The sequence below is a fragment of the Streptomyces sp. NP160 genome (genome assembly GCF_006335115.1).
Classification (GTDB): Bacteria; Actinomycetota; Actinomycetes; order Actinomycetales; family Quadrisphaeraceae; genus Quadrisphaera.
Genome location: NZ_VDMJ01000025.1, coordinates 31734 through 52567 on the forward strand (window position 1 = coordinate 31734; position 20834 = coordinate 52567).

Sequence of the window (20834 nt, forward strand, 5' to 3'; positions counted from 1 at the left end):
CGGCCGGGTCGACCTGGGTGGCGTCGGAGTCGCCGGAGTCGGCGTCGCCGCTCGCCCCACCCGCACCGGTGGTCGTGGTGATGTCGTCGTCGCTGAGGGACATGCGGCCTCCTGCTGCTGGTGGGCCGGCCCGGACGGGCCCGGCGCGCCGCCGGGCGGACCTGGCGGTGCCCGGCCATCGTGCACGCCGAGATCGGGCGGCGCACCCGCTCAGGGGGTGCGCACCGCGAGCACGACGACGTCGTCCGCGGGCCGCCCCGGCAGCGCCGCCGCCAGGAGCGCGTCGAGGAGCTCCTCCAGCGGGGCGCCGGCGTGGTCGGCCGCCAGGGGCCCCAGCAGCGCCGCCAGGGCCGCGGTGCCCTCGTCGAGGTCGCGGTCGCGCCGCTCCACCAGCCCGTCGCTGTGCAGCAGCAGCACCGACCCCGGCGGCACCGCCACCACGTGGTCGGTGCGGTGCGTGCTCGGGTCCACCCCCAGCAGCAGCTCCGGGCGGCGCGCCAGCACCCGGGTGCGCCCGCCGGGGCTGACCAGCAGCGGCGGCGGGTGCCCGGCGTTGGCCCACCGCCAGCTGCGGGAGCCGCCGCGCCCCGGTGGGGTGAGCACGCCGGCCACCACCGTGGCCGGGGCCGGCACGTCCAGCCGCCAGAAGGCGTCGTCGGCGGCCGTCAGAGCCCGCGACGGCAGCCCGTCCACGGCCAGCAGGAAGGAGCGCAGGGCGCCGCTGGCGCGGCCCATCACGGCAGCCGCCTCGACGTCGTGCCCCGCGACGTCGCCCACCACCAGCGCCAGGCGCCCGCCGTCCAGGGGCACGGCGTCGTGCCAGTCACCGCCCACGTGGTCGCGCTGGCCCGCCGGCAGGTAGCGGGCCGCCACCTCCACGTCGAGGCCGCGCGGCAGCGGCGCCAGCAGCGCCCGCTGCAGCACCTCGGCGGCGCTGGCGCGGTCGGCGAGCAGCAGCGCGCGGCGCACCGCCTGACCGGTGGCGCCGGCGGAGGCCCTGACCACGTCCAGCACGCCGTCGCCGACGCCGCCCTCCTCCTGCCAGGCCACCGTGAGCGCGCCGACCACGGCGTCCTCGGCGACCAGCGGCACCACCACGCCCGAGCGCAGGCCCGAGCGCTGGATGCGGTCGGCCACGGCGGGGAAGCGGCCCTCGACGTCCGCCAGGCGCTCGAAGACCAGCTCCTCGCCGGTGCGGCACACGTGCGGCGCCGGTCCGGGGTGGTCCAGCGGGAGGTCCGCCCAGACCTCCTCCACCTCCGGGTCGATCTGGGCGCGGGAGGCGGTGCGCACCCGCCGCGCCTCCCGGTCCACCACGGACAGCCCGCCGTAGTCGGCGCCCAGCTTCTCCGTGGCCACCGCCACGACGGCCTCGGCGACCTCCTCGAGCGTGCGGGCGGCGCCGAGGGCCGTGGACACCTCCAGCACCAGGCGGGTGCGCTCCAGGGAGGCGGCGACCTCCGCGGCGGCCCGCCGCCGCTCGTCGGAGCTGCGCGCCACCACGAGCAGCAGCCCGTCCAGCGGGACCGCCTGCAGCTCGTACCAGCGGGGCCCGCCGATGCGCGCCTCCCAGGTGGTGGTGGTGCCCGTGCGCACCGCGCGCCGCATCGGCTCCTCGCTCGTGGCGGTGCCGGGCACCGCGTCCCACAGCACCCGCCCCATCACGGCCGCCGGGTCGAGCCCGCTCGCCGCGGCCGCCGCCGGGCTGACCCACAGCACCTCCCAGCGCGGCCCGAGGACGGCGACGGGGTCGGGGATGCTGGCGAGCGCCCGCTGCCACCAGCCCTCGGGCACGGTGGCGGTGGTCCCGCCGGCGGCGCCCTGGTGCACCGGCCGATCGAACCACGCGGCGCGACCGGCCAGAAGGCCCCTGGGTGTCCGCTGTGCTCACAGGCCCAGCAGGCGCACCCCGGCGTAGGCGACGGCGGCCACCAGCACCCACGAGGCCAGGCCCAGCACCAGCGAGCGCGCGCCGGTGCGGGCCAGCACCCGCAGCCGGATGCCGGTGCCCAGGGCGTACAGGGCGGCCACGAGCAGCACCGTCTGCACGACCTGGGCCGCCTCGAGCAGGCCGGCCGGCACCAGGCCCGTGCTGCGCACGGCCACGGCCACGAGGAAGCCCACGACGAACAGCGGGAGCAGCGGCACGCGGGCGCGCGCGGCGTCGTCGCCGCCGTCCGCCGTGCGGGCGGCGCGCCGGGCCGCCAGCCCCACCCCCGCCACGAGCGGGGCCAGCAGCGCCACCCGGGCCAGCTTCACCACGACGGCGGTCTGGAGCGCCCCGTCCACGCGGCTGGCGGTGGCCACCACCTGCCCGACGTCGTGGACGCTGGCCCCCACCCAGGCGCCGAAGGCCACCGGGTCCAGCCCCAGCGGCCCCGCCAGCGGCGGCAGCACGAGGATCGCGAGGGAGCCGCACAGCGTCACCAGCGCCACGGCCGTGGTGACGTCGTCCTTGCGGGCCCTCGCCAGCGGCTCCACCGCGGCGATGGCGGAGGCCCCGCAGATGGAGAAGCCGGTGGAGACCAGCAGGCCTCGGCCGGGGGGCAGGCCGAGGGCCCGCCCCAGCAGCAGCGTCCCCGCGAAGGTGACGGCCACGGTCACGACGACGACGAGCAGGCCCTCCCAGCCCAGCGCCAGCACGGCGCCCAGCGGCAGCTGCAGCCCCAGCAGCACCACGGCGGTGCGCAGCAGCCTGCGGCTGGCGAAGGCCGTCCCCGGGGCCAGGACGGCCCGCTGCAGGCCGGCATTGGCCACCACCAGGCCCAGGACCACCGCCACGGTGGTCGGACCCAGGCCCGGGACCAGCCAGGACACCCCGAAGGCCACGGCGGTCGCGACCGCGGCGACGGCCAGGCCGGGGAGGGCCTCAGGGACGCGCACGACCGGCCCCGCGCCGCCGCAGCGGCAGGACCAGCAGCACCACGGCCAGCAGCGCGCCGGCGGCGGCGCCCGCCCAGGCCGGACCGGTCAGGAAGGCGCCCGCCCCGCCCTTCGGCCCCAGCAGGTATCCCGCGAAGCCGCCGGCGAAGGCCAGCACCACCCCGAGGAGCACCGCCGTGGACGGCGCGGCCCGGCGCCGGCGCGGGGACAGGAGGAGCCCGACGACACCGGCGACGGCCCCCAGGACGACGAGGGTCGCGACGCCGACCACCACGCGCTGCACCCCGCCACGCTAGAGGTCGCCCCGACGTCGCGTTGACACCGAGCGCCCACCAGGGGAGCATCGACGACGCCCATCCAGAGCGGCCGAGAGACCTGGCTCGTCGACGCCGCAGCAACCAGCCCGTCCCACGGACGAGGCAGGTGCTCCCGCCAGGACCGATGGAGGAGATCCCTCATGACCTGCACCGCCACCACCACCGCGCCCGTCGTGGACCTCGCCGGGGCCTTCCGCGCCGTCGCCTCGAGCGCCTGGGTGGTCACCACCGCGTCCCCCGAGCGCCCGGTCGGCTTCACCGCCATCTCCGTGGCCTCGGTGTCGGTGGCGCCGCCGCTGCTGTCCTTCAACGTCTCGCGCACCTCCTCCAGCCTGGAGGCGCTGCTCGCCGAGCGGCGCGTGGCGGTGCACCTGCTCGCCGATGACCAGGAGGCGCTGGCGCGCCGCTTCGCCGCCCCGGCGGCGGGCCGCTTCCCCGACGACGGCTCCTGGTCCTACGACGAGACCGGCCTGCCCGAGCTCCACGGCGTGGTGGCCCGTCTGGCCGGGCCCGTCCACGACGTCGTCGAGGCCGGCGACAGCGTCCTGCTGCTGGTGCGCCCGGAGGTCACGGCCGTCCACGGCGGCACGCCCCTGGTGCACCACGCCCGGGCGTACCACCGCCTCAGCGCGGTCTGACCTGCGAACCCTCGCGCAGGTCCAGCACCTCGGTCTCCTGCGCCCCTGACGGGGCGGCGTCCTCCAGACCCGTCACGGGGAGCGCCCCCGCGGCCGCGCTGCCGCCCGACAGGGTGGCGAGCATCTGGCGGACGTTGGCCAGCTGCGCGTTGATGCTGTCGCGGCGAGCGGTGGCGGCCGCCAGCTCGCGCTGGGACTCGGCGCGCACCTCGTCCGCCCGCTGGCGCGCCTCCTCCAGGAGCGAGGCCGCCTGCTCGCGCGCGGAGCCGAGCAGCTCCTCGATCCTGGCGGAGGCCTCCTGGTCCACGGCGTCGGCGCGGTCGCGGGCCTGCGCCACCAGGCGCTCGGCGCGCTCCAGCTCCTCGGCGTGGGCGCGGGCGCGCTCCGCGGCCTCGACCTCGGTGCGGTGGCGGCGGGTGGCCAGCGCCAGCTCGAAGTCGGCCGCGGCCTGCGCCGCGCGGGCGCGGGCGTCCTCCCACGCCGCCTCGGACTCCTCGCGGCGCGCCGCAGCGTGCCGCTCGGCCGCGTCGACCACGTCGTCGGCGCGGCGCTGGGCCTCGGCCAGCACCCGCTGGGCCTCCACGTCGGCGTCGGCGCGGACGGCGGCGTCGTACCGGTCGGCCTCGGTGCGCACCAGCCGGGCGTGCGCCTCCGCCTCGCCGCGCAGCGCGTCGGCCTCGGCCTCGGTGCGCGCCAGCAGGTCGGCCGCCTCCTCCTCGGTCAGCGCCAGGATCTGCGCCACCCGGGCGCCGAGGTCGGCGTAGCGGGGCTGCAGGGCCTCAGGGCGCACCAGCTCGGCGGCGTCCTCCGCGGCGCGCTCGGTCAGCCGGTGCTCGAGCGCCTGGACCTGCTCCGACAGCTCTGCTGCCACCTCGCGCGCCTCGCCGAGCGCTTCCTGGACGTGGTGGACGTGCTGGTCCACCTGCGCGGGGTCGTAGCCGCGCAGGACGGTGCGGAACGCGCCGGTGTCGGGCATGGTGCCTCCGGAGGTCGCCGGGGGACGGGCGCCCCTACCGTGGCAGGGACACCCGGTGGCCGCTCGCCGTGGAGGCCTCCGACGCCGCCGGGCGCGCCGGGGCGCCGCCGCGGCCCCGCGCGGCGAGCGCCTCGATGATGCCTGACAGCTGGCCCAGCTCCGCAGCCGCGGTCTCACGCAGACGGGTGAGCTCGGCCACCTCAGCAGCCAGCCGGTCACGCTGGGCGACGGCGGCGGCGCGCTCGCGGTCGGCCTCGCTGCGGGCCTCCAGCACCAGGCGCACGGCCTCGGCGCGGGCCTCGCGGCGGGCGTCCTGCGCCTCGCGCTGCGCCCGGGCCACCTCCTCGGCCACCCGCGACCGCAGGGCGCGGGCGCCGTGCTCGGCCTCCTCCGCGCGCCGCTGCGAGCGCTCGCGAGCCGTCGACTCCGCGGCCCCGGCCGCGGCGAGCACCTGGTCCGCCTCCTGGCGGGCCGAGCGCACGAGCCGGACGGCCTCGGCGCGCGCGGTCTGCAGCTCCTCGGCGGCGCTGCGGCGCAGCTGCTCGGCCTCCTGCTCCAGCCCGCCCAGGCGGGTGCGCACGCGCTGGCTCGCCGTGCTCACCACCGCCTGCAGCCGGACGCGGGCCCGGCGCACCGCCGCGGCGGCCTCGGCGTGGCCGCGGCTGCGGGCCGCGCGGGCCTCCTCCTCCGCGGCGGTGAGCAGCGCGTCCACGGTGCTCGTCGTCCAGGCGGTCTGCTCGGCGGCGGCCGCCAGCTCCTTCTCGGCCTGCGCCCGGGCCTCGCGGCGCACCCGGCCGGCCTCCTCGGCGGCCAGCTCGCGGGCGCGGGAGGCCTCGTGGCGGGCCTGGGTGAGCTCCTCCTCGGCGGCGCGGCGGGCGGCCGAGGCGTCAGCGGTCGCAGTGGCGAGCACGCGCTCGGCCTGCGCGTACGCCTCGGCGGTGGCGCGCTGGGCCTCGATGTGGCCGGTCTCCCGGACCGTGTCGGCCTCGGCGATGGCCTCGGCCCGCTCCCTGGCCGCTGCCTCGCGGGACGCGGCCATGAGCTGGTCGGCCTCGGCGCGCATGCCGGCCAGCAGCCGGTCGCCCTCCTCGCTGGCCCGCTGGTGGGCGGTGCGGGCGTGCTCCTCGGCGGCGGCGCTGTCTGCCATCGCCTGCGCGACCATCGCGTCGGCGGTGCTGGAGGCGGCCTCGACCACCATGGCCGCCTGCTCGGCGGCGTCCTCGACGATCTGCTGCGCCTCGGAGTGGGCCTCGGCCATGGCCGCGGCGGACCGCTCCCGCAGCGAGGCGACGTCGGCGGCGGCGTCGTCGTGCTGGGAGCGCAGCGCCGTCACGGCGGCCGACAGGTCGGAGGCCTCGCGGCGCAGGCGCGCGGACTCCTCGCGCAGCTCGGCGGCGCGGCGCTCGGCCTCCTCGAGGGTGCGGCGAGACTCGGCGTCCGCCCCGCGGCGCAGCCGGGCGGCGTGGGCCTCGGCGGCCGCGCGCACGGCCTCGGCGTCGCGACGGGCGGCGTCGGTGAGCTCCTCGGCCTCGCGCCGCGCCTGCATCGGCAGGTCGCGGGTGCGGCGCTCGGCCTCGGCGCGGACCGCCGCGGCCTCCTCGCGGGCGCGGGCGACGAGGGCGGTGGCCTCCCGCTCGAACTCCGAGCGGGCGCGCGCCGCCTCTGCGGCGGTGCTGCGGCGCAGGGCGGCGGCGTCGGCCTCGGCGGCCGCGCGGACGCGCTCGGCGTGGTCCTGGGCCAGGCCCAGCAGGTGGATGGCGCGCTCGGGCGCCTCCGGGCGGGGGGCCGGGCGCTGCGGCCGGGAGGCCGCCGGTGCAGCCTCGTGCGACAGCGCGGGCCCGGCCACGGGCCTGGCGGCGGGCCCGGACGGCGGCAGCACCACGGGCGAGGACAGCGCGCGGCCGCCCGAGCGCGGGCGCACCGGCACGTCGTCGAGGTCGGGGACCGGCGCGCGGCGGGTGCCCGCCTGCGCGGGCACCGGCGCCTCGGCGGCCGCCTCGTCGGGCGAGGGCGCCCAGCGGCGCCGCTCCGAGCGCCGCCGCTCGGGGGCCTCGGCCGGCGGGGAGGTGTCGACGGGACCGCTGAGTGCGGCGTGCGGGATGCCCGCGGGGGAGGTGGAGCTCAAATAGCTGCCCTGGGGGACCTCGGGCACCACGGCCGTCGTGCCCCCGGCAGCGCCGGTGAGCCGCTGCGGCCGGTCCGTCCTCATGCAGCCGATGGTGGCACGCAGGGGCCTCCCAGGAGGGGCTTTCGCGCTTCGTCGGAGCGTCGTGTCGCGCTCGACCGGCACCCGCTGGTCGGGCCCGGCCGTCAGCGCACCGGCGGCAGCGGCTCCGGGCGCTTGGCGGTGACGCCGTCCCCGCTCGAGCGCCCCTCCAGGCGCCGGCGCACCCACGGCGCCAGGTGGGCCCGGGCCCAGGCGGCGTCCTGGCCGGCACGTGCCAGCCGGCCGGGGGAGGGCTGCGGCGGCAGCGGCTGCGCCCACTGCCGCTCGGCGGCGCCGAGGTCGCCCCCGTGCAGGCCCCGCACGGTGGCGGCGGCGAGCAGGGCCACCCGCTCGTGCCCCTCGGGCGCCAGGTGGATGCGGTCCGGGGCCCAGAGGCGGGCGTCGTACAGGGCCCGCATCGACCACAGGTCCAGCACGAGCGCGTCCCAGCGCTGGGCGATGGACCAGACGTGGAGGTTGAAGGTGGCCACGCGACCCCGCGTCATCCGGACCACGGGCAGCCCCGCGGGGTCGAAGCCCGACGCCATCAGCACCTGCGCACCGGCGCCGCGGGCCGCGCCGACGGCCTCGTCCAGCGAGGCGGCCAGGGCGTCGACGTCCACGTTAGGGCGCAGGATGTCGTTGCCGCCCGCGCTGATGCTCAGCAGGTCCGGGGCCAGCTCCAGCGCACGCGGCAGCTGCTCGGCGAGGACCCCGGCCATCCGCTTGCCGCGCACGGCGAGGTTGGCGTACTCCAGCCGCGACCCCGCGGCGCGCGCGTCGTCGTCGAGGAGGTCGGCGAGCCGGTCCGCCCAGCCGCGGTGGCGTCCGGGGGCGCGGGGGTCGGGGTCGTCGATGCCCTCGGTGAAGGAGTCCCCGACGGCGACGTACCGGCGGTACGTGCGCAGCGGTGCAGCGGTCACCCGCGCACGCTAGCCCTCGCCGCCCCCCACCGGTTGCTCAGGGCAGCGACCAGTCCACCGGCGGTGCGCCCTGGGCCCGGAGGGCCTCGTCGACGGCCGTGAACGGCCGGGATCCGTGGAACCCCCGCGACGCCGACAGCGGGCTGGGGTGCACCCCCGTGATGACGGCGGTGCCCGCCAGCAGCCCACCCGCGGTCTGCGCGTCGCGTCCCCACAGCACCGAGACCAGCGGGCCGCCCCTGGCGGCCAGGGCGCGCACGGCGGCGTCGGTGACCCGCTCCCAGCCGAGCCGGCGGTGCGAGCCGGAGTCCCCGGCGCGCACCGTCAGCACACGGTTGAGCAGCAGCACGCCGCGCTCGGACCACGGCGACAGGTCCCCGGAGGAGGGGGCGGGCAGGCCGGTGTCGGCCGCGAGCTCCTTGAGCAGGTTGCGCAGCGTGGGCGGCAGCGGCCGCACGTGCGGCGCCACGGAGAACGCCAGCCCCACGGCGTGCCCCGGCCGGGGGTAGGGGTCCTGCCCGAGCAGCAGCACCCGCACCGCGTCGAGCGGCTGCTCGAAGGCCCGCAGCACGTGCTCCCGCGCCGGCAGCACCTCCTCCCCGGCGGCCCGCCGCCCGTCGAGCTCGGTCTGCAGCCGGACCAGGTCCTCCTCGACCGGGGCCAGGGCGCGGGCCCAGCTGGGGTGGACGACGGCGAGGGGGGAGGCGGTCACGGTCCCACGCTGCCGTGCCCCGGCCGCCTCTGCCAGGGTGGGCCGGTGGCGCTGTCGCAGCTGGACCTGGCGGTGCTCGCCGTGGAGCGGCGCACCTTCCGGCGGCGCGGCGAGAAGGAGCAGGCCGTCCGCGACGAGCTGGACCTGTCGGCCACCCGCTACTACCAGCGGCTCAACGCCCTCCTGGACGACCCCGAGGCCCTCGCCGCCGACCCCGTGCTCGTCGGCCGGCTGCGGCGCCTGCGCGACGAGCGCACCGCCGGGCGCGACCTCGACGTCGGACCCGCCCCCCGCGGGCAGCGGGACGACCGGCAGGACCCGCCGGGCTGACCCGCGCGTCACCGCGTTCCGCCCTCGCGGCGGGGCCCCAGCACGTACCGTCGGGGCGTGAGCTCGCCGTACCCGCGTGACGACTTCGACGCCGTCGCCCCGCCGCGCGACGGCCGTCGCGGCGCTCACCGCGCCGCGCCGCGGCGACCCGGCGGCGTCCTGGCGCCCGTGGTCATCGCGCTCGTCGTCGTCGCGGCCGGTGGCGCCGGCTACGCGGCGTGGAGCACCGTCGGCGACCCCGCCGCCAGCGCCAGCGCCGCCCCTGCCGCCGCCGGCGAGCCCGCCACCGACCCCGCGGCGGCTGACCCCGCCGCCGACCCCGCCGCCAGCGCGGCTGCCAGCCCGGCGGACCCGCCCAGCTCCAGCGCGCCGGCCGCGCCCGACCGCAGCGCCCCCGTCGTCGTCCTCAACGGCACCCGCACCACCGGCCTGGCGGCCGAGGAGGCGTCGGAGCTGGGGGCGAGCGGCTGGGAGGTCGCCAGCACCGGCAACGCCACCGCCGCGCAGCGCTCGGCGCACACCACCACGACGGTGCTGCACCCCACGGCGGAGCTCGAGGGCGCGGCGAAGGCGCTCGCGGCCGACATCGGCGCTGGCGCCCAGGTGGCGCTGGACCCGGACGCGCAGGCCGGCTCGCTCACCGTCGTCCTGCGCTGACCCCCCGCCCACGTCCTCCGCAGGTGGGACAGCGCCCCCAACGGGGGTCACGGCGGTCCGCGGGGCCCTCGCGGGAGGCCGCGGGGCGATCTTCCGCAGGTCGCGCGCGGGAACGGCCGACCGGTGCGGTCCGCGAGGGCCCCGGAGCGGGTCCCCCGCGTGGTCGACGACGCCGCTGACCTGCTCCGGGACCTCGCCCGGCGCGCCCGCTGAGCGCTAGCCTGCCGACCGGTCGATCAGTTCAGTGGCGACACGTCTCCTCCAGCACGCACGCCAGGGGGGCCGCACGGGGGCCGCGAGGCCCACGGACTCCAGACCCGGGGTCGGGCGCACTGCCCCTCCCCGACCACCGCACCGCTGCAGGAGCACGCACCATGGCACTCGGAACCGTGAAGTGGTTCAACGCTGAGAAGGGGTACGGGTTCATCACCGTCGACGGTGGTCCCGACGTCTTCGTCCACTGGTCGGCCATCCAGATGGACGGCTACCGCTCCCTCGAGGAGGGCCAGGCCGTCGAGTTCGAGGTCGGCACCGGCCAGAAGGGCCCCCAGGCCGAGGCCGTCCGCCTCGCCTGAGCCGCCCCAGCGCACGCACGACGGCGCCGCTCCCCACGGGAGCGGCGCCGTCGTCGCGTCCGCCGGGGTGTTCCAGGGGCAGCGTGTTTGCACTCGGCGGGTGAGAGTGCCAATCTGGTACCTGGCACTCGGTGACCCCGAGTGCCAGCACACGACCTGGGAGCCCCGCGCTCCCCGGCCGTGCTGGGCGAGCCGCAGGCCCCGGGTGCAGGCCCGGTGCGCAGGCGGCGTCCGTCGCGGGCGCCCGGCCGGCCGGCAGCACCACACGATCCGCCACCCGTTCCGGAGGAGCACCGCTCATGGCGAAGACCATTTCCTTCAACGAGGAGGCCCGCCGCGGTCTCGAGCGGGGCATGAACACCCTCGCCGACGCCGTCAAGGTCACCCTCGGCCCCAAGGGCCGCAACGTCGTGCTGGAGAAGAAGTGGGGCGCCCCCACGATCACCAACGACGGCGTCTCGATCGCCAAGGAGATCGAGCTCGAGGACCCGTACGAGAAGATCGGGGCCGAGCTCGTCAAGGAGGTCGCCAAGAAGACCGACGACGTCGCCGGTGACGGGACGACGACTGCCACCGTGCTCGCTCAGGCGATGGTCCGCGAGGGCCTGCGCAACGTCGCCGCCGGCGCCAACCCGATGGCCCTCAAGCGCGGCATCGAGAAGGCCGTCGAGGCCGTCTCCGCCCAGCTGCTCGCCAACGCCGTGGACGTCGAGACCCGCGAGCAGATCGCGGCGACCGCCTCCATCTCCGCCGCCGACACCGCCATCGGCGACCTCATCGCCGAGGCGATGGACAAGGTCGGCAAGGAGGGCGTCATCACGGTCGAGGAGAGCAACACCTTCGGCCTGGAGCTCGAGCTCACCGAGGGCATGCGCTTCGACAAGGGCTACATCTCGCCCTACTTCGTCACCGACGGCGAGCGCATGGAGGCGGTCCTGGAGGACCCCTACATCCTCATCGCCAACTCCAAGATCTCCTCGATCAAGGACCTGCTGCCGCTGCTGGAGAAGGTCACCCAGTCGGGCAAGCCGCTGGTGATCATCGCCGAGGACGTCGAGGGCGAGGCCCTGGCCACGCTCGTCGTCAACAAGATCCGCGGCATCTTCCGCTCCGCCGCCGTCAAGGCGCCGGGCTTCGGCGACCGCCGCAAGGCGATGCTGCAGGACATCGCGATCCTGTCCGGCGGCCAGGTCATCTCCGAGGAGGTCGGCCTCAAGCTCGACACCGCGGGCCTGGACCTGCTGGGCCGCGCACGCAAGGTGGTCATCACCAAGGACGAGACCACCATCGTCGAGGGTGCCGGCGACGCCGACCAGATCGCTGGTCGCGTCAACCAGATCCGCACCGAGATCGAGCGCAGCGACTCCGACTACGACCGCGAGAAGCTCCAGGAGCGCCTCGCCAAGCTCGCCGGCGGCGTGGCCGTCATCAAGGCGGGCGCGGCCACCGAGGTCGAGCTCAAGGAGCGCAAGCACCGCATCGAGGACGCCGTGCGCAACGCGAAGGCGGCCGTCGAGGAGGGCATCGTCGCCGGCGGCGGCGTCGCCCTGATCCAGGCCGGCTCCAAGGCCTTCACCGACCTGCAGCTCTCCGCTGACGAGGCGACCGGCGCGAACATCGTCAAGGTCGCCATCGAGGCGCCGCTGAAGCAGATCGCCGTCAACGCCGGCCTCGAGGGCGGCGTCGTGGCGGAGAAGGTGCGCAGCCTCCCCGTCGGCCAGGGCCTCAACGCCGCGACCGGCGAGTACGTCGACATGGTCGGCACCGGCATCATCGACCCGGCCAAGGTGACCCGCTCGGCGCTGCAGAACGCGGCCTCGATCGCGGCCCTGTTCCTCACCACCGAGGCCGTCATCGCCGACAAGCCGGAGAAGGCCGCTGCGGCCCCGGCCGGTGGCGACGGCGGCATGGGCGGCATGGACTTCTGATCCCCGCCTGACACGCCCGAAGGGCGGCACCCCTCGCCGGGGGTGCCGCCCTTCGTCGTCCGCGCCCTCCTCGGCCTCTCCCGCACTCGGGCACCCCAGTGCGCGTTCAAGGGGGCCGGAAGGCGCACTGGGGTGCGCGAGTGCAGGTGTCCGCGGGTTCAGGCGGGGGGCGGAGCGGTGGAGGCCCGCAGCTCCAGGTGCACCGGGACCACGGTGGTGCCGGTGCGGTGCCTGCCGGGGTGGGCGATCTCCTCCAGCAGGATCCGCACGCAGTGCTCGCCGACGGTCTCGAAGTCCTGGTGGACGGTGGTCAGCGGCGGCCAGTAGTCGCCGGCCTCGGCGACGTCGTCGAAGCCGACCACCGAGACGTCCTGGGGCACCCGCCGTCCCCGTTCGTGCAGAGCGCGCAGCAGCCCCAGCGCCATCTGGTCGTTGGCGCTGAAGACCGCCGTCACCTCCCCGTCGGGCAGGCCGGCGAGCAGGTGCCCGGCCCGGTGGCCCGAGGCCGAGGTCCAGTCGCCCACCACGGGCGGCGGCACGGGCCGGCCCGCCTCGCGCAGCACCTCCTCCCAGGTGCGGGCGCGCACCTGCGCCGCCCGGCTGGTCGCCGGTCCCGCGAGGTGGTGCACGGTGCGGTGCCCCAGCGCCAGCAGGTGCTCGACCGCCGCACGGGCGCCGGCCGCCTGGTCGGTGTCGACGCTGGGGAAGGGGCCGGGGACGGCGTCGGTGGTGACCAGCGGCAGCCCGGGCCGCACCGCCACGTCGAAGCGCTCCAGCAGGTCCGCCTCGACGAGCACCAGGCCGTCGACCTCCGAGGCGGACAGCGCGGCGATGCCGCTGTCGACCCGGGCCGCCGTGGCCTCCTCCAGGCTCAGCAGCTGGATGGCGCGGCCGGCGCGGCCCGCGGCCTGGGTGATGCCCGACAGGGAGCGGACGTCACCCAGGCGCGAGACGGAGAAGACCAGCACGCCGATGGCCCCGTAGCGGCCGGTGGCCAGCGCACGCGCCGCGGTGTTGGGCTGGTAGCCGATGGCCTTGAGGGACTCGAGCACGCGGGCGCGCGTCTCGGGGACGACCCCCTCGTGACCGTTGACCACGCGGGAGACGGTCTGCGCCGAGACGCCGGCCGCCTGCGCGACGTCGGCCAGGGAGGGGCGGTCGCTGCGCCGCACCCCCCTCGGCCGCGGTGACACTCAGGCCCCGCCCATGCCGGTCTCGGCGACGCCCCGCACGAGCCAGCGCTGCAGCACCACGAAGACGAGCAGCACCGGCACCAGGGAGAGCAGGGCCGCGGCGAACAGGCCGGTGTAGTCGAAGGTCTGCGCCGTGAGGAACTGCGACAGGTACACCTGGACGGTGAGCGCGCCGCTTCCGCTGCCGGCGACCACGAGCGGCCACAGGAACGCGTTCCACGCGCCCACGAAGCCCAGCACCGTCAGCGCCGAGGCGAAGGCCAGCGAGTTGGGCACCACGATCCTCACGAAGACCCCCAGGTGGCCGAGGCCGTCCAGCTTGCCCGCCTCCTCCAGCTCCTTGGGGAACGCCAGGAAGAACTGGCGGAAGAGGAAGACGTTGAAGGCGCTGAACAGCGTAGGCACCACCAGGCCCTGGAGGGAGTCGACCCAGCCGAGCTTGGCCACGATGATGAAGTTGGGCAGGAACGTGGTGGCGGCCGGGATGAGCAGCATGAGCACCGTCAGCGCGAAGAGCGGCTGCCCGAGCCGGTGCGGGATGCGCGCCAGGGCGTAGCCGGCCATCGCCGCGATCGCGATCTGGCCCACGGTCATGGAGACGGCCATCAGGCTGCTCGTGAGGATGGCCGTGGTGAAGGACGGGTCTTCCAGCACCCGCCCGAAGGCGCTCCAGTCGGGCTGGGACGGCCACAGGACGAACGTCTGGGAGGCGACGTCCGCCGGGGAGGAGACCGCCGTCTTGACCATGACGTAGAACGGCAGCAGGAACAGCAGCGCGAGCACGGCCAGCACGGCGTAGCGCAGTGCCAGCAGAGCCCCGGCAGCTGGGCCGCGGACGCCGGTCACGAGGGGGCTCCGGTGCGGCGGGCGCGGCGCGAGCGTCGCTTCGTGCGGTCTTCCGCGGCGGCGAAGCCGAAGAAGTAGTTCTGGCCCAGGGCCACCACCACCATGATCGCCGTGAGGATGAGGGAGCCCGCCGAGCCCAGGCCGAAGTCGCGGTCACCGCCGAGGGCCACCTGGTAGAGGTAGACCAGCGGGGGCCGGGTGTCGGGGTTCCTGGGCAGCAGGTTGATGAACTCGTCGAAGGCCTGGAAGGCGGCGACGAGCAGGAGCAGCAGCACGGCCGCGACGGTGGGCCGCAGCTGCGGCCACGTCATGGAGAAGAAGCGGCGCGGACCCGCGGAGAGCCCGTCGATGGAGGCCGCCTCGTACATCGTCCTGGGGATGCGCTGGAGACCGGCGAGGAAGAGCAGCATGTAGAAGCCGATCTGCAGCCACAGGCGCACGGTGACGAGCACGACCCACCAGTACGGCGACTGCGCGAGCCAGGTGCTGATCGGGTCCAGGCCCACCGCGGCGAGGGCCGTGTTGGCCACGCCGGAGGGGAGCCCGCTGAACAGGCCCAGCTTCCAGACCAGCGAGGCCACCACGTAGGAGCAGGCGAGCGGGATGAAGAAGACCGAGCGGAGCAGCGCCTGGGCGGCCGGCAGCTCGTGGAGCAGCAGCGCCAGTCCCAGGGAGCAGGCCATGGTCACGGGGACGATGAAGACGGCGAAGACCCCGAAGGTGACCAGGCTCTGGATGAACGCCTGGTCGGTGAGGAAGCGCAGGTAGTTGTCGACGCCGACGAAGCGCACCGGGGTCAGGGAGCCGCGCGCTTCGGTCAGGCTGAGGTAGGCGCTCCACAGGATCGGGAGCACGGAGAAGACCGCGAGACCCGCGAAGAAGGGGGTGACGAGGGTCCAGAAGGCCCGGTTCGTGCCGGGCAGTGCCGAACCGGCGCGGCGCTGGCGCGGAGCGGACGCGACGCGCGCGCCGCCCCGGGGGGCGCCCCCGCCGGGCGCGTCCTGCGCCCGGCGGGGGGTGGTGGTGCTCACTGGTTCAGCGAGTCGAGGGTCTGCTGGGCGGTCTGGGCGGCGGCCTGCAGCGTGCTGGTGGCGTCGGCGCCGCTCGTGATGATCTTCACCGCGGCGTCGTTGAAGGCCGTCTCCATGGCCGGCGTCCAGAACGGGCCCGCGGCGTAGCCGTACTGGGTCGCGGCGTCGACGCACGTCTTGGCGGGGCCGCTGCCCAGCTGGGTGGTGGCCGAGGCGACCGACGTCTGCGGCGGGATGTGGAAGCCGAAGTCCACCGAGAACGAGGTCTGGAACTCCGTGTCGTCGATCCACTGGGCCTTGGCGGCGGCCTTGGCGGCGTCGACGTCGGAGGCCTTCGCGGCCACCTGCATGTTCCACCCGGAGACCATGACGACGGGCTTGCCGCTGCCGAAGGCCGGGACGGCCATGGCGGCGACGTCGTCGCCGAGGGCCTTGACCATGGTCGGCACCGCCCACATGCCCTGCCAGGTGATGGCGGCCAGGCCGGCGTTGAAGGAGGTCGCGTCCCACCAGTCGGTGGGGGAGCCCAGCAGGACGGCCTGCTTGTCGTTGGCCTCCTTGAGCTTGGTGAGGGCGCTGGCGACGTCGGCGGTGGCGAAGTTCACCTTCTTGTCGCCGTCGGTGAGCAGGCCGCCACCGCTGGCGGCCGCCGCGCCCTTGATGACGCCGGCGCCGCCGTCGTTGCCGAGCCAGAGGCCCTTCTGGTTCCCGCCGGTGAGCTCGATGCCGGCGGCGATGAGGTCGTCGAAGGTCTTGGGCTCGGAGATGCCGGCCTTGGCCAGCATGCTCGGGCGGTAGAAGAGCAGCTGCGGGTCGCTGATCATCGGGATGCCGTAGATCTTGCCGTCGATGGTGACGACCTTCAGCGAGGTCTCGCTGAACTGGGACTTGGCCGGCTCCATGATGTCGGTGAGGTCGGCGTACTGGCCGGCGCGCGCGGAGGCGACGTCGATGGCGTTGTTCTCGAAGAGGTCCACGCCGCTGCCCGCGGTCAGGCGCGACTGCAGCTTGGGCGCGTAGTCGCCCAGGACCCAGTTCACCGTGATCTTGCTGGCGGTGTAGGCCGCGGCCCACGCCTTGACCGCCTCCTCGACGCCCTCCTCGCCGTACTGGTGGAACCACTGCGACAGGCCGTCGCTCCCGCCCGAGCCGCCCGACCCGCCGGTGCCACCGTCGTTGCCGCCGCAGGCGGACAGCAGGGGCGCGGTCACGGCGGCGGAGCCGAGGACGGCGAGGAGGGTGCGGCGGCTGAGGCCCTTCGGGGTGGTGACCATGTCGGCTCCTGGTGTGTGAGGCGCAGCGTTGCGCACTCGAGCAGCGTCGCTCGGTGCCGAGGATGTTAGCGATAACAGACCCACCGTCAAGCACTTCCGAGAAGCGCCGTCCCCTCGTCGTCGGTTCGTGACCGCTTCGTGTCCTGCGGGCTTCCGCCTGGAGGACCGCGTCGGGCAGAGTGGGTCCGTGAGCGCTAACAACGCCGGGCCCGCAGCGTCGCGGCCCCACTGGTTCGAGCAGCACGACCCGGCGCAGGGGGTGCTGCCGGCGCGCGCCGCGCTGCGCTCGGACGCCCCCGAGCTGGACCTGTCCGGTGACTGGCGCTTCCGCTGGAGCCCGCGCGCCGACGTCGAGGAGTCCTTCGCCGGACCCGGCTTCGACGACTCGGCCTGGGACCTGCTGGCCGTGCCCGGCCACTGGCAGCTGGCGCCGCAGAACACCGACGGGCGCTACGGCCGCCCCGCGTACACCAACGTGCAGTACCCCTTCCCCGTCGACCCGCCGTTCGTTCCCGACGAGAACGCCACCGGTGACCACCGCGCCGTCGTCGTCGTCCCCGACGACCTCGCCGCCGTCGTAGCGGCCGGGGGCCGTGCGGTGCTGCGCTTCGAGGGCGTCGACTCCGCCTTCCGGGTCTGGGTGGACGGCACCGAGGTGGGCCGCTCCGTCGGCTCGCGCCTGGTGTCGGAGTTCGACGTCACCGACCACCTCCCCTCCGCCGGCGAGCACGCGGTGGTGGCCGTCCGCGTGCACCAGTGGTCCTCGGGCTCCTACCTGGAGGACCAGGACATGTGGTGGCTGTCGGGGATCTTCCGCGAGGTGCGCCTGCTGGGGCGCCCCGCCGGCGGTGTGGACGACGTCCACGTGCACGCCGGGTACGACCACGCCACCGGCACCGGCTCCCTGCGCGTCGAGGTCACCACCGACGCCGACGGCGCCCGCGTGCTCGTCCCCGAGCTGGGCCTCGACCTCGCGCCGGGCGAGGAGGCCGTGGTCCCCGTCGACCCCTGGAGCGCGGAGTCGCCGCGCCTCTACGACGCCGAGGTGGCCACCGCCACCGAGCGCGTGCGCCTGCGCATCGGCTTCAAGACCGTCGCGATCGTCCCGTCCACCACCGGCGACTGGGACGTCTTCACGGTCAACGGCGCCCGCACGCTCCTCCGGGGCGTGAACCGGCACGAGGTCTCAGCCGACCGCGGCCGCTCCACCACGCCCGCCGAGGACCTCGCCGACGTGCTGCTCATGAAGCAGCACGGCGTCAACGCCGTCCGCACCAGCCACTACCCGCCGCACCCGCGCTTCCTCGACCTGTGCGACGAGCACGGGCTCTACGTCGTGGACGAGTGCGACCTCGAGACGCACGGCTTCTGGTTCACCGGCTGGCGCCGCAACCCCTCCGACGACCCGGCGTGGGAGGCGCCCATGGTCGACCGGATGGTCCGCACGGTGCACCGCGACAAGAACCACGCCAGCGTCGTCATGTGGTCGCTCGGCAACGAGAGCGGCGTCGGGCGCAACCTGAGCGCCATGGCGCGCGCCGCCCGCGAGGTCGGCACCGGGCTGCCCCTGCACTACGAGCACGACTGGGGCTACCACGACGTCGACGTCTACAGCCGCATGTACGCCTCCCACGCCGAGGTCGAGCGCATCGCCCGCGGCGCCGAGGCGCACCTGGGCAGCGACGAGGCCATGGAGCAGGACGGGCAGACCGCCGGCCCGCGCGACGACGCCGCCGATGCGCGCCGCCGCCGCCTGCCGTTCGTGCAGTGCGAGTACGTGCACGCCATGGGCCTGGGCCCGGGCGGCGTCGCGGAGTACCAGGACCTCTTCGAGTCCTCCGACCGGGTCATGGGCGGCTTCGTGTGGGAGTGGATCGACCACGGCCTGCGCCAGGTCGCTGACGGTCGCGAGCGCTGGGCGTACGGCGGCGACTTCGGCGAGGTGACGCACGACGGCAACTTCGTGGCTGACGGCCTCCTCTTCCCCGACCGCACCCCCTCGCCGGGCCTGCTCGACGTGGCCGTCGCCTACGCGCCGGTGAAGGTCGAGCCTGCAGGGAGCCCCAGCGCTCCCGCCGTGAGGATCACCAACCGCTACGACGTGCGGGACCTCACCGCCACCTCCCTGCGGTGGGTGAGGGAGGACGACGGCGAGGAGGTCGCCAGCGGCGAGCTCGTCACCCCGGACCTCGGGCCCTGGCAGTCCGCCGAGGTCGCGCTGCCGGCGGAGGCCCTCGTCCCGGCGCGCGGCGGCACCGGTCGACAGCCGGAACGGTGGATCACGGTGACGGCCACCTCCCGCAAGGACGAGCCGTGGGCCGCCGCCGGGCACGTGCTCGGCTCCGGACAGGTGGCGCTTGACGTGCTCCCGTCGGCGTCCTCGGGCGCGGCGCAGGGCACCGCACCCGTGCGGCGGGGGTCCGACGTGGCGCTGGGGGGCGCCCTGTTCGACGCCCGCTCCGGCGCGCTGCACCGCCTCGGCGGGCTGCCGGTGCACGGGCTGCGCCTGGACCTGTGGCGCGCGCCCACCGACAACGACGAGGGCGAGAACGGGAAGGTCGCCGACGCCTGGCGCGAGGCCGGGCTCCACCAGCTGACCCACCAGGTGCGCGGGGTCCACCTCGACGGCGGTTCGCTCGTGGTGACCACGCGCGTGGCGCCGCCGCTGCACGACCACGGCGTGCTCGCCACCTTCCGGTGGACCGCGCTCGAGGCCGACTCCTCCGGTGGCGCCGCGGTCCGACTGGACGTGCACGTCGAGCCGCAGGGCGAGCAGTCGCTGCCGTGGCCGCGCCTCGGCGTCCGCCTGCACCTGCCCCGTGCCCTCGACCGGGCCACCTGGTTCGGCCGCGGGCCCGGCGAGGCCTACCCCGACACGGGCCTGGCGGCCCGGGTGGGGCGGTTCAGCGCATCGGTGGCTGAGCTGCAGACGCCGTACGTCATGCCGCAGGAGAACGGGCACCGCGCCGACGTGCGCTGGCTGGAGCTGACCGGTGGCGAGCCGTTCGGGAGCCCGCGCACGCCGGGCCTGCGCGTGGAGGGCGCCCCGACCACGGGCTTCACCGCCCGCCGCTGGACCACCGAGCAGCTGGCCGCGGCCCGGCACGACGCCGAGCTCGTGCCGGGGCCGGACCTCGTGGTGACCCTCGACGCCGCGCTGCACGGCACGGGCACCGCCTCCTGCGGACCCGCCGTGCTGCCCCAGTACGTGCTGCACCCGGCCGAGCGCTCGTTCTCCGTGGTCCTGCGGGAGCTGCCCGCCTGAGCGGCGCTCAGGCGGTCCAGGCCTCGAGGTGCTCCAGCGCCGAGCGGCCCTCGGACGGCAGCTGCCCCCACCACGCGCGCAGGTCCGCGCGGGTGGGGGCGCTGCTCGCCCCACCGGCCCGGCGCACCGACAGCGCCGAGCACACCACCGCGGCCTGGAGCCGCTGGCGCAGGGACCACGGCTGGAGCCCCGCAGCCATGAAGGTGGCCACGAAGACGTCACCGGCGCCCGTCGTGTCGACGACCGGCGCGTCGAACAGGTCGCCCAGCTCGGGCCGTCCAGCGCCGCCGACCTCCACGCGCGCCGCTCCGTCGCACGCCACCACGCCGCGCGCGCCGCGCGTCACCACCGCCAGCCCCACGTGCTCGGCCAGCGAGCCGGCAGCCTCCTCGGGTGACGCTGCGCCGGTGGCGCGCTGCGCCTCGTCGTCGTTGGGGACGAAGACGTCGACGTCGGCGAGGTGCGAGCGCACCTGCGCGCCCCAGCCGGGGGTGTCGACGTAGCCGATGCCGCCGACCACGGTGCAGCCGCGCTGGCGCAGGCCCCCGACCCACAGCGGCACGGGCGCGGAGACGTCCACGTGCAGCGCGCGCGGCAGGCGCCGGGGGCCGGGCTGCTGGGTGAGCTGGCGCCAGCGGGGCTCCTCGTGGGTGACGAACGTCCGGTCCCCACCGGCGACGACGGCGACGGACACCGGCGTCCCCACCGCCTCGCTTCGCTCCGCCCCGTCGAGCACGAGGCCCGGCTCGGCGGCCAGCGCCGTGACGAGCCGGTCGCCCCACTCGTCGGTGCCGAACCGGGTGAGCAGCGCCGTCCGCGCGCCCACCCGCGCCGCGGCGACCGCACGGGTGGCGGTGCCGCCGGGGCTGACGTCGAGCGAGGTCGCGTAGACCTCGCTGCCGAGGGCGGGCAGCGCGCTGACCCCGCCCATGACGAGGTCGAGGTAGACGGGGCCGAGGAAGGCCAGGTCGACGTCGGTGGGCTGCGCCATGGTGCGCGATCCTGGCACACCTGCGCGCTTTCGCGCAGGTATGGGCGCCCGTCGGGCATGTTGACCGAAAGTGAGCACTGCGGTTGACT

General features: G+C 76.2%; 18 protein-coding genes and 1 riboswitch. Of the genes, 6 read left to right on the forward strand and 12 right to left on the reverse strand.

The window, feature by feature from the left end:
• Positions 1 to 210 precede the first annotated feature (210 nt).
• From FHN55_RS14305 to FHN55_RS14315, 3 genes are read right to left on the reverse strand one after another with little or no spacing between them, the layout of a single operon-like run.
• Positions 211 to 1830, reverse strand: coding sequence for a SpoIIE family protein phosphatase (locus FHN55_RS14305; RefSeq protein WP_139713001.1), 1620 nt, complete (start codon positions 1828 to 1830; stop codon positions 211 to 213).
• A 57-nt stretch (positions 1831 to 1887) separates the two neighbouring features.
• Positions 1888 to 2883 carry a YeiH family protein gene (locus FHN55_RS14310; protein ID WP_139713002.1) on the reverse strand — a complete coding sequence of 332 codons (996 nt, stop codon included), beginning with the start codon at positions 2881 to 2883 and terminating at the stop codon, positions 1888 to 1890.
• Entirely contained in the window at positions 2870 to 3166 is a 297-nt protein-coding gene (locus FHN55_RS14315) for a hypothetical protein (RefSeq protein ID WP_139713003.1), read from the reverse strand. The genes FHN55_RS14310 and FHN55_RS14315 overlap by 14 nt, the downstream gene beginning before the upstream one ends.
• A gap of 67 nt (positions 3167 to 3233) precedes the next feature.
• A riboswitch (SAM riboswitch) is annotated at positions 3234 to 3331 on the forward strand.
• A 9-nt stretch (positions 3332 to 3340) separates the two neighbouring features.
• Between FHN55_RS14315 and FHN55_RS14320 the strand changes: the two genes are divergently transcribed.
• A complete protein-coding gene (locus FHN55_RS14320) occupies positions 3341 to 3838 on the forward strand; it encodes a flavin reductase family protein (RefSeq protein WP_139713004.1) in 498 nt (165 codons plus the stop codon).
• Here the strand turns inward: FHN55_RS14320 and FHN55_RS14325 are convergent.
• The 4 genes from FHN55_RS14325 to FHN55_RS14340 form a co-directional block, all read right to left on the reverse strand.
• Positions 3825 to 4814 (reverse strand): hypothetical protein, encoded by a 990-nt coding sequence (locus tag FHN55_RS14325; protein WP_139713005.1) that lies wholly within the window; start codon positions 4812 to 4814, stop codon positions 3825 to 3827. The genes FHN55_RS14320 and FHN55_RS14325 overlap by 14 nt on opposite strands.
• A gap of 34 nt (positions 4815 to 4848) precedes the next feature.
• On the reverse strand, positions 4849 to 7023 hold the full coding sequence (locus tag FHN55_RS14330; protein ID WP_139713006.1) for a hypothetical protein: 2175 nt from the start codon (positions 7021 to 7023) through the stop codon (positions 4849 to 4851).
• A gap of 101 nt (positions 7024 to 7124) precedes the next feature.
• Positions 7125 to 7943 (reverse strand): SGNH/GDSL hydrolase family protein, encoded by an 819-nt coding sequence (locus FHN55_RS14335; RefSeq protein ID WP_139713007.1) that lies wholly within the window; start codon positions 7941 to 7943, stop codon positions 7125 to 7127.
• A 37-nt stretch (positions 7944 to 7980) separates the two neighbouring features.
• On the reverse strand, positions 7981 to 8655 hold the full coding sequence (locus tag FHN55_RS14340; protein WP_139713008.1) for a uracil-DNA glycosylase: 675 nt from the start codon (positions 8653 to 8655) through the stop codon (positions 7981 to 7983).
• Between the two features lie 45 nt (positions 8656 to 8700).
• Between FHN55_RS14340 and FHN55_RS14345 the strand changes: the two genes are divergently transcribed.
• From FHN55_RS14345 to groL, 4 genes are all read left to right on the forward strand, one after another.
• Positions 8701 to 8985, forward strand: a complete 285-nt coding sequence (locus FHN55_RS14345; RefSeq protein ID WP_306821813.1) for a DUF3263 domain-containing protein — start codon at positions 8701 to 8703, stop codon at positions 8983 to 8985.
• Between the two features lie 57 nt (positions 8986 to 9042).
• Positions 9043 to 9642: a LytR C-terminal domain-containing protein gene (locus tag FHN55_RS14350; RefSeq protein ID WP_139713009.1), complete on the forward strand. Its 600-nt coding sequence runs from the start codon at positions 9043 to 9045 to the stop codon at positions 9640 to 9642.
• A gap of 374 nt (positions 9643 to 10016) precedes the next feature.
• The gene (locus tag FHN55_RS14355) at positions 10017 to 10217 is read left to right on the forward strand and encodes a cold-shock protein (RefSeq protein WP_109775913.1); all 201 of its coding nucleotides are present in this window, start codon (positions 10017 to 10019) and stop codon (positions 10215 to 10217) included.
• Positions 10218 to 10516: 299 nt separating this feature from the next.
• A complete protein-coding gene (gene groL, locus FHN55_RS14360) occupies positions 10517 to 12145 on the forward strand; it encodes a chaperonin GroEL (RefSeq protein ID WP_139713010.1) in 1629 nt (542 codons plus the stop codon).
• Between the two features lie 158 nt (positions 12146 to 12303).
• Here the strand turns inward: groL and FHN55_RS14365 are convergent, their stop codons facing one another.
• Genes FHN55_RS14365 through FHN55_RS14380 form a run of 4 tightly spaced genes read right to left on the reverse strand, consistent with a single transcriptional unit; the run spans position 12304 to position 16489 of the window.
• Entirely contained in the window at positions 12304 to 13317 is a 1014-nt protein-coding gene (locus tag FHN55_RS14365) for a LacI family DNA-binding transcriptional regulator (protein WP_257571006.1), read from the reverse strand.
• A 21-nt stretch (positions 13318 to 13338) separates the two neighbouring features.
• Positions 13339 to 14184 carry a carbohydrate ABC transporter permease gene (locus FHN55_RS14370; protein ID WP_218974669.1) on the reverse strand — a complete coding sequence of 282 codons (846 nt, stop codon included), beginning with the start codon at positions 14182 to 14184 and terminating at the stop codon, positions 13339 to 13341.
• Positions 14181 to 15215 carry a carbohydrate ABC transporter permease gene (locus FHN55_RS14375; protein ID WP_257571007.1) on the reverse strand — a complete coding sequence of 345 codons (1035 nt, stop codon included), beginning with the start codon at positions 15213 to 15215 and terminating at the stop codon, positions 14181 to 14183. Before FHN55_RS14375 ends, FHN55_RS14370 begins: the two co-directional genes overlap by 4 nt.
• Positions 15212 to 16489: an ABC transporter substrate-binding protein gene (locus tag FHN55_RS14380; RefSeq protein WP_139713011.1), complete on the reverse strand. Its 1278-nt coding sequence runs from the start codon at positions 16487 to 16489 to the stop codon at positions 15212 to 15214. The genes FHN55_RS14375 and FHN55_RS14380 overlap by 4 nt, the downstream gene beginning before the upstream one ends.
• 187 nt (positions 16490 to 16676) lie before the next feature.
• On the opposite strand from FHN55_RS14380, the gene FHN55_RS14385 reads away from it, so the two are divergent.
• Positions 16677 to 19754: a glycoside hydrolase family 2 TIM barrel-domain containing protein gene (locus tag FHN55_RS14385; protein ID WP_139713012.1), complete on the forward strand. Its 3078-nt coding sequence runs from the start codon at positions 16677 to 16679 to the stop codon at positions 19752 to 19754.
• A gap of 7 nt (positions 19755 to 19761) precedes the next feature.
• On the opposite strand, the gene FHN55_RS14390 is transcribed toward FHN55_RS14385, so the two are convergent.
• Positions 19762 to 20745 (reverse strand): carbohydrate kinase family protein, encoded by a 984-nt coding sequence (locus FHN55_RS14390; protein WP_139713013.1) that lies wholly within the window; start codon positions 20743 to 20745, stop codon positions 19762 to 19764.
• Between the last annotated feature and the right edge of the window lie 89 nt (positions 20746 to 20834).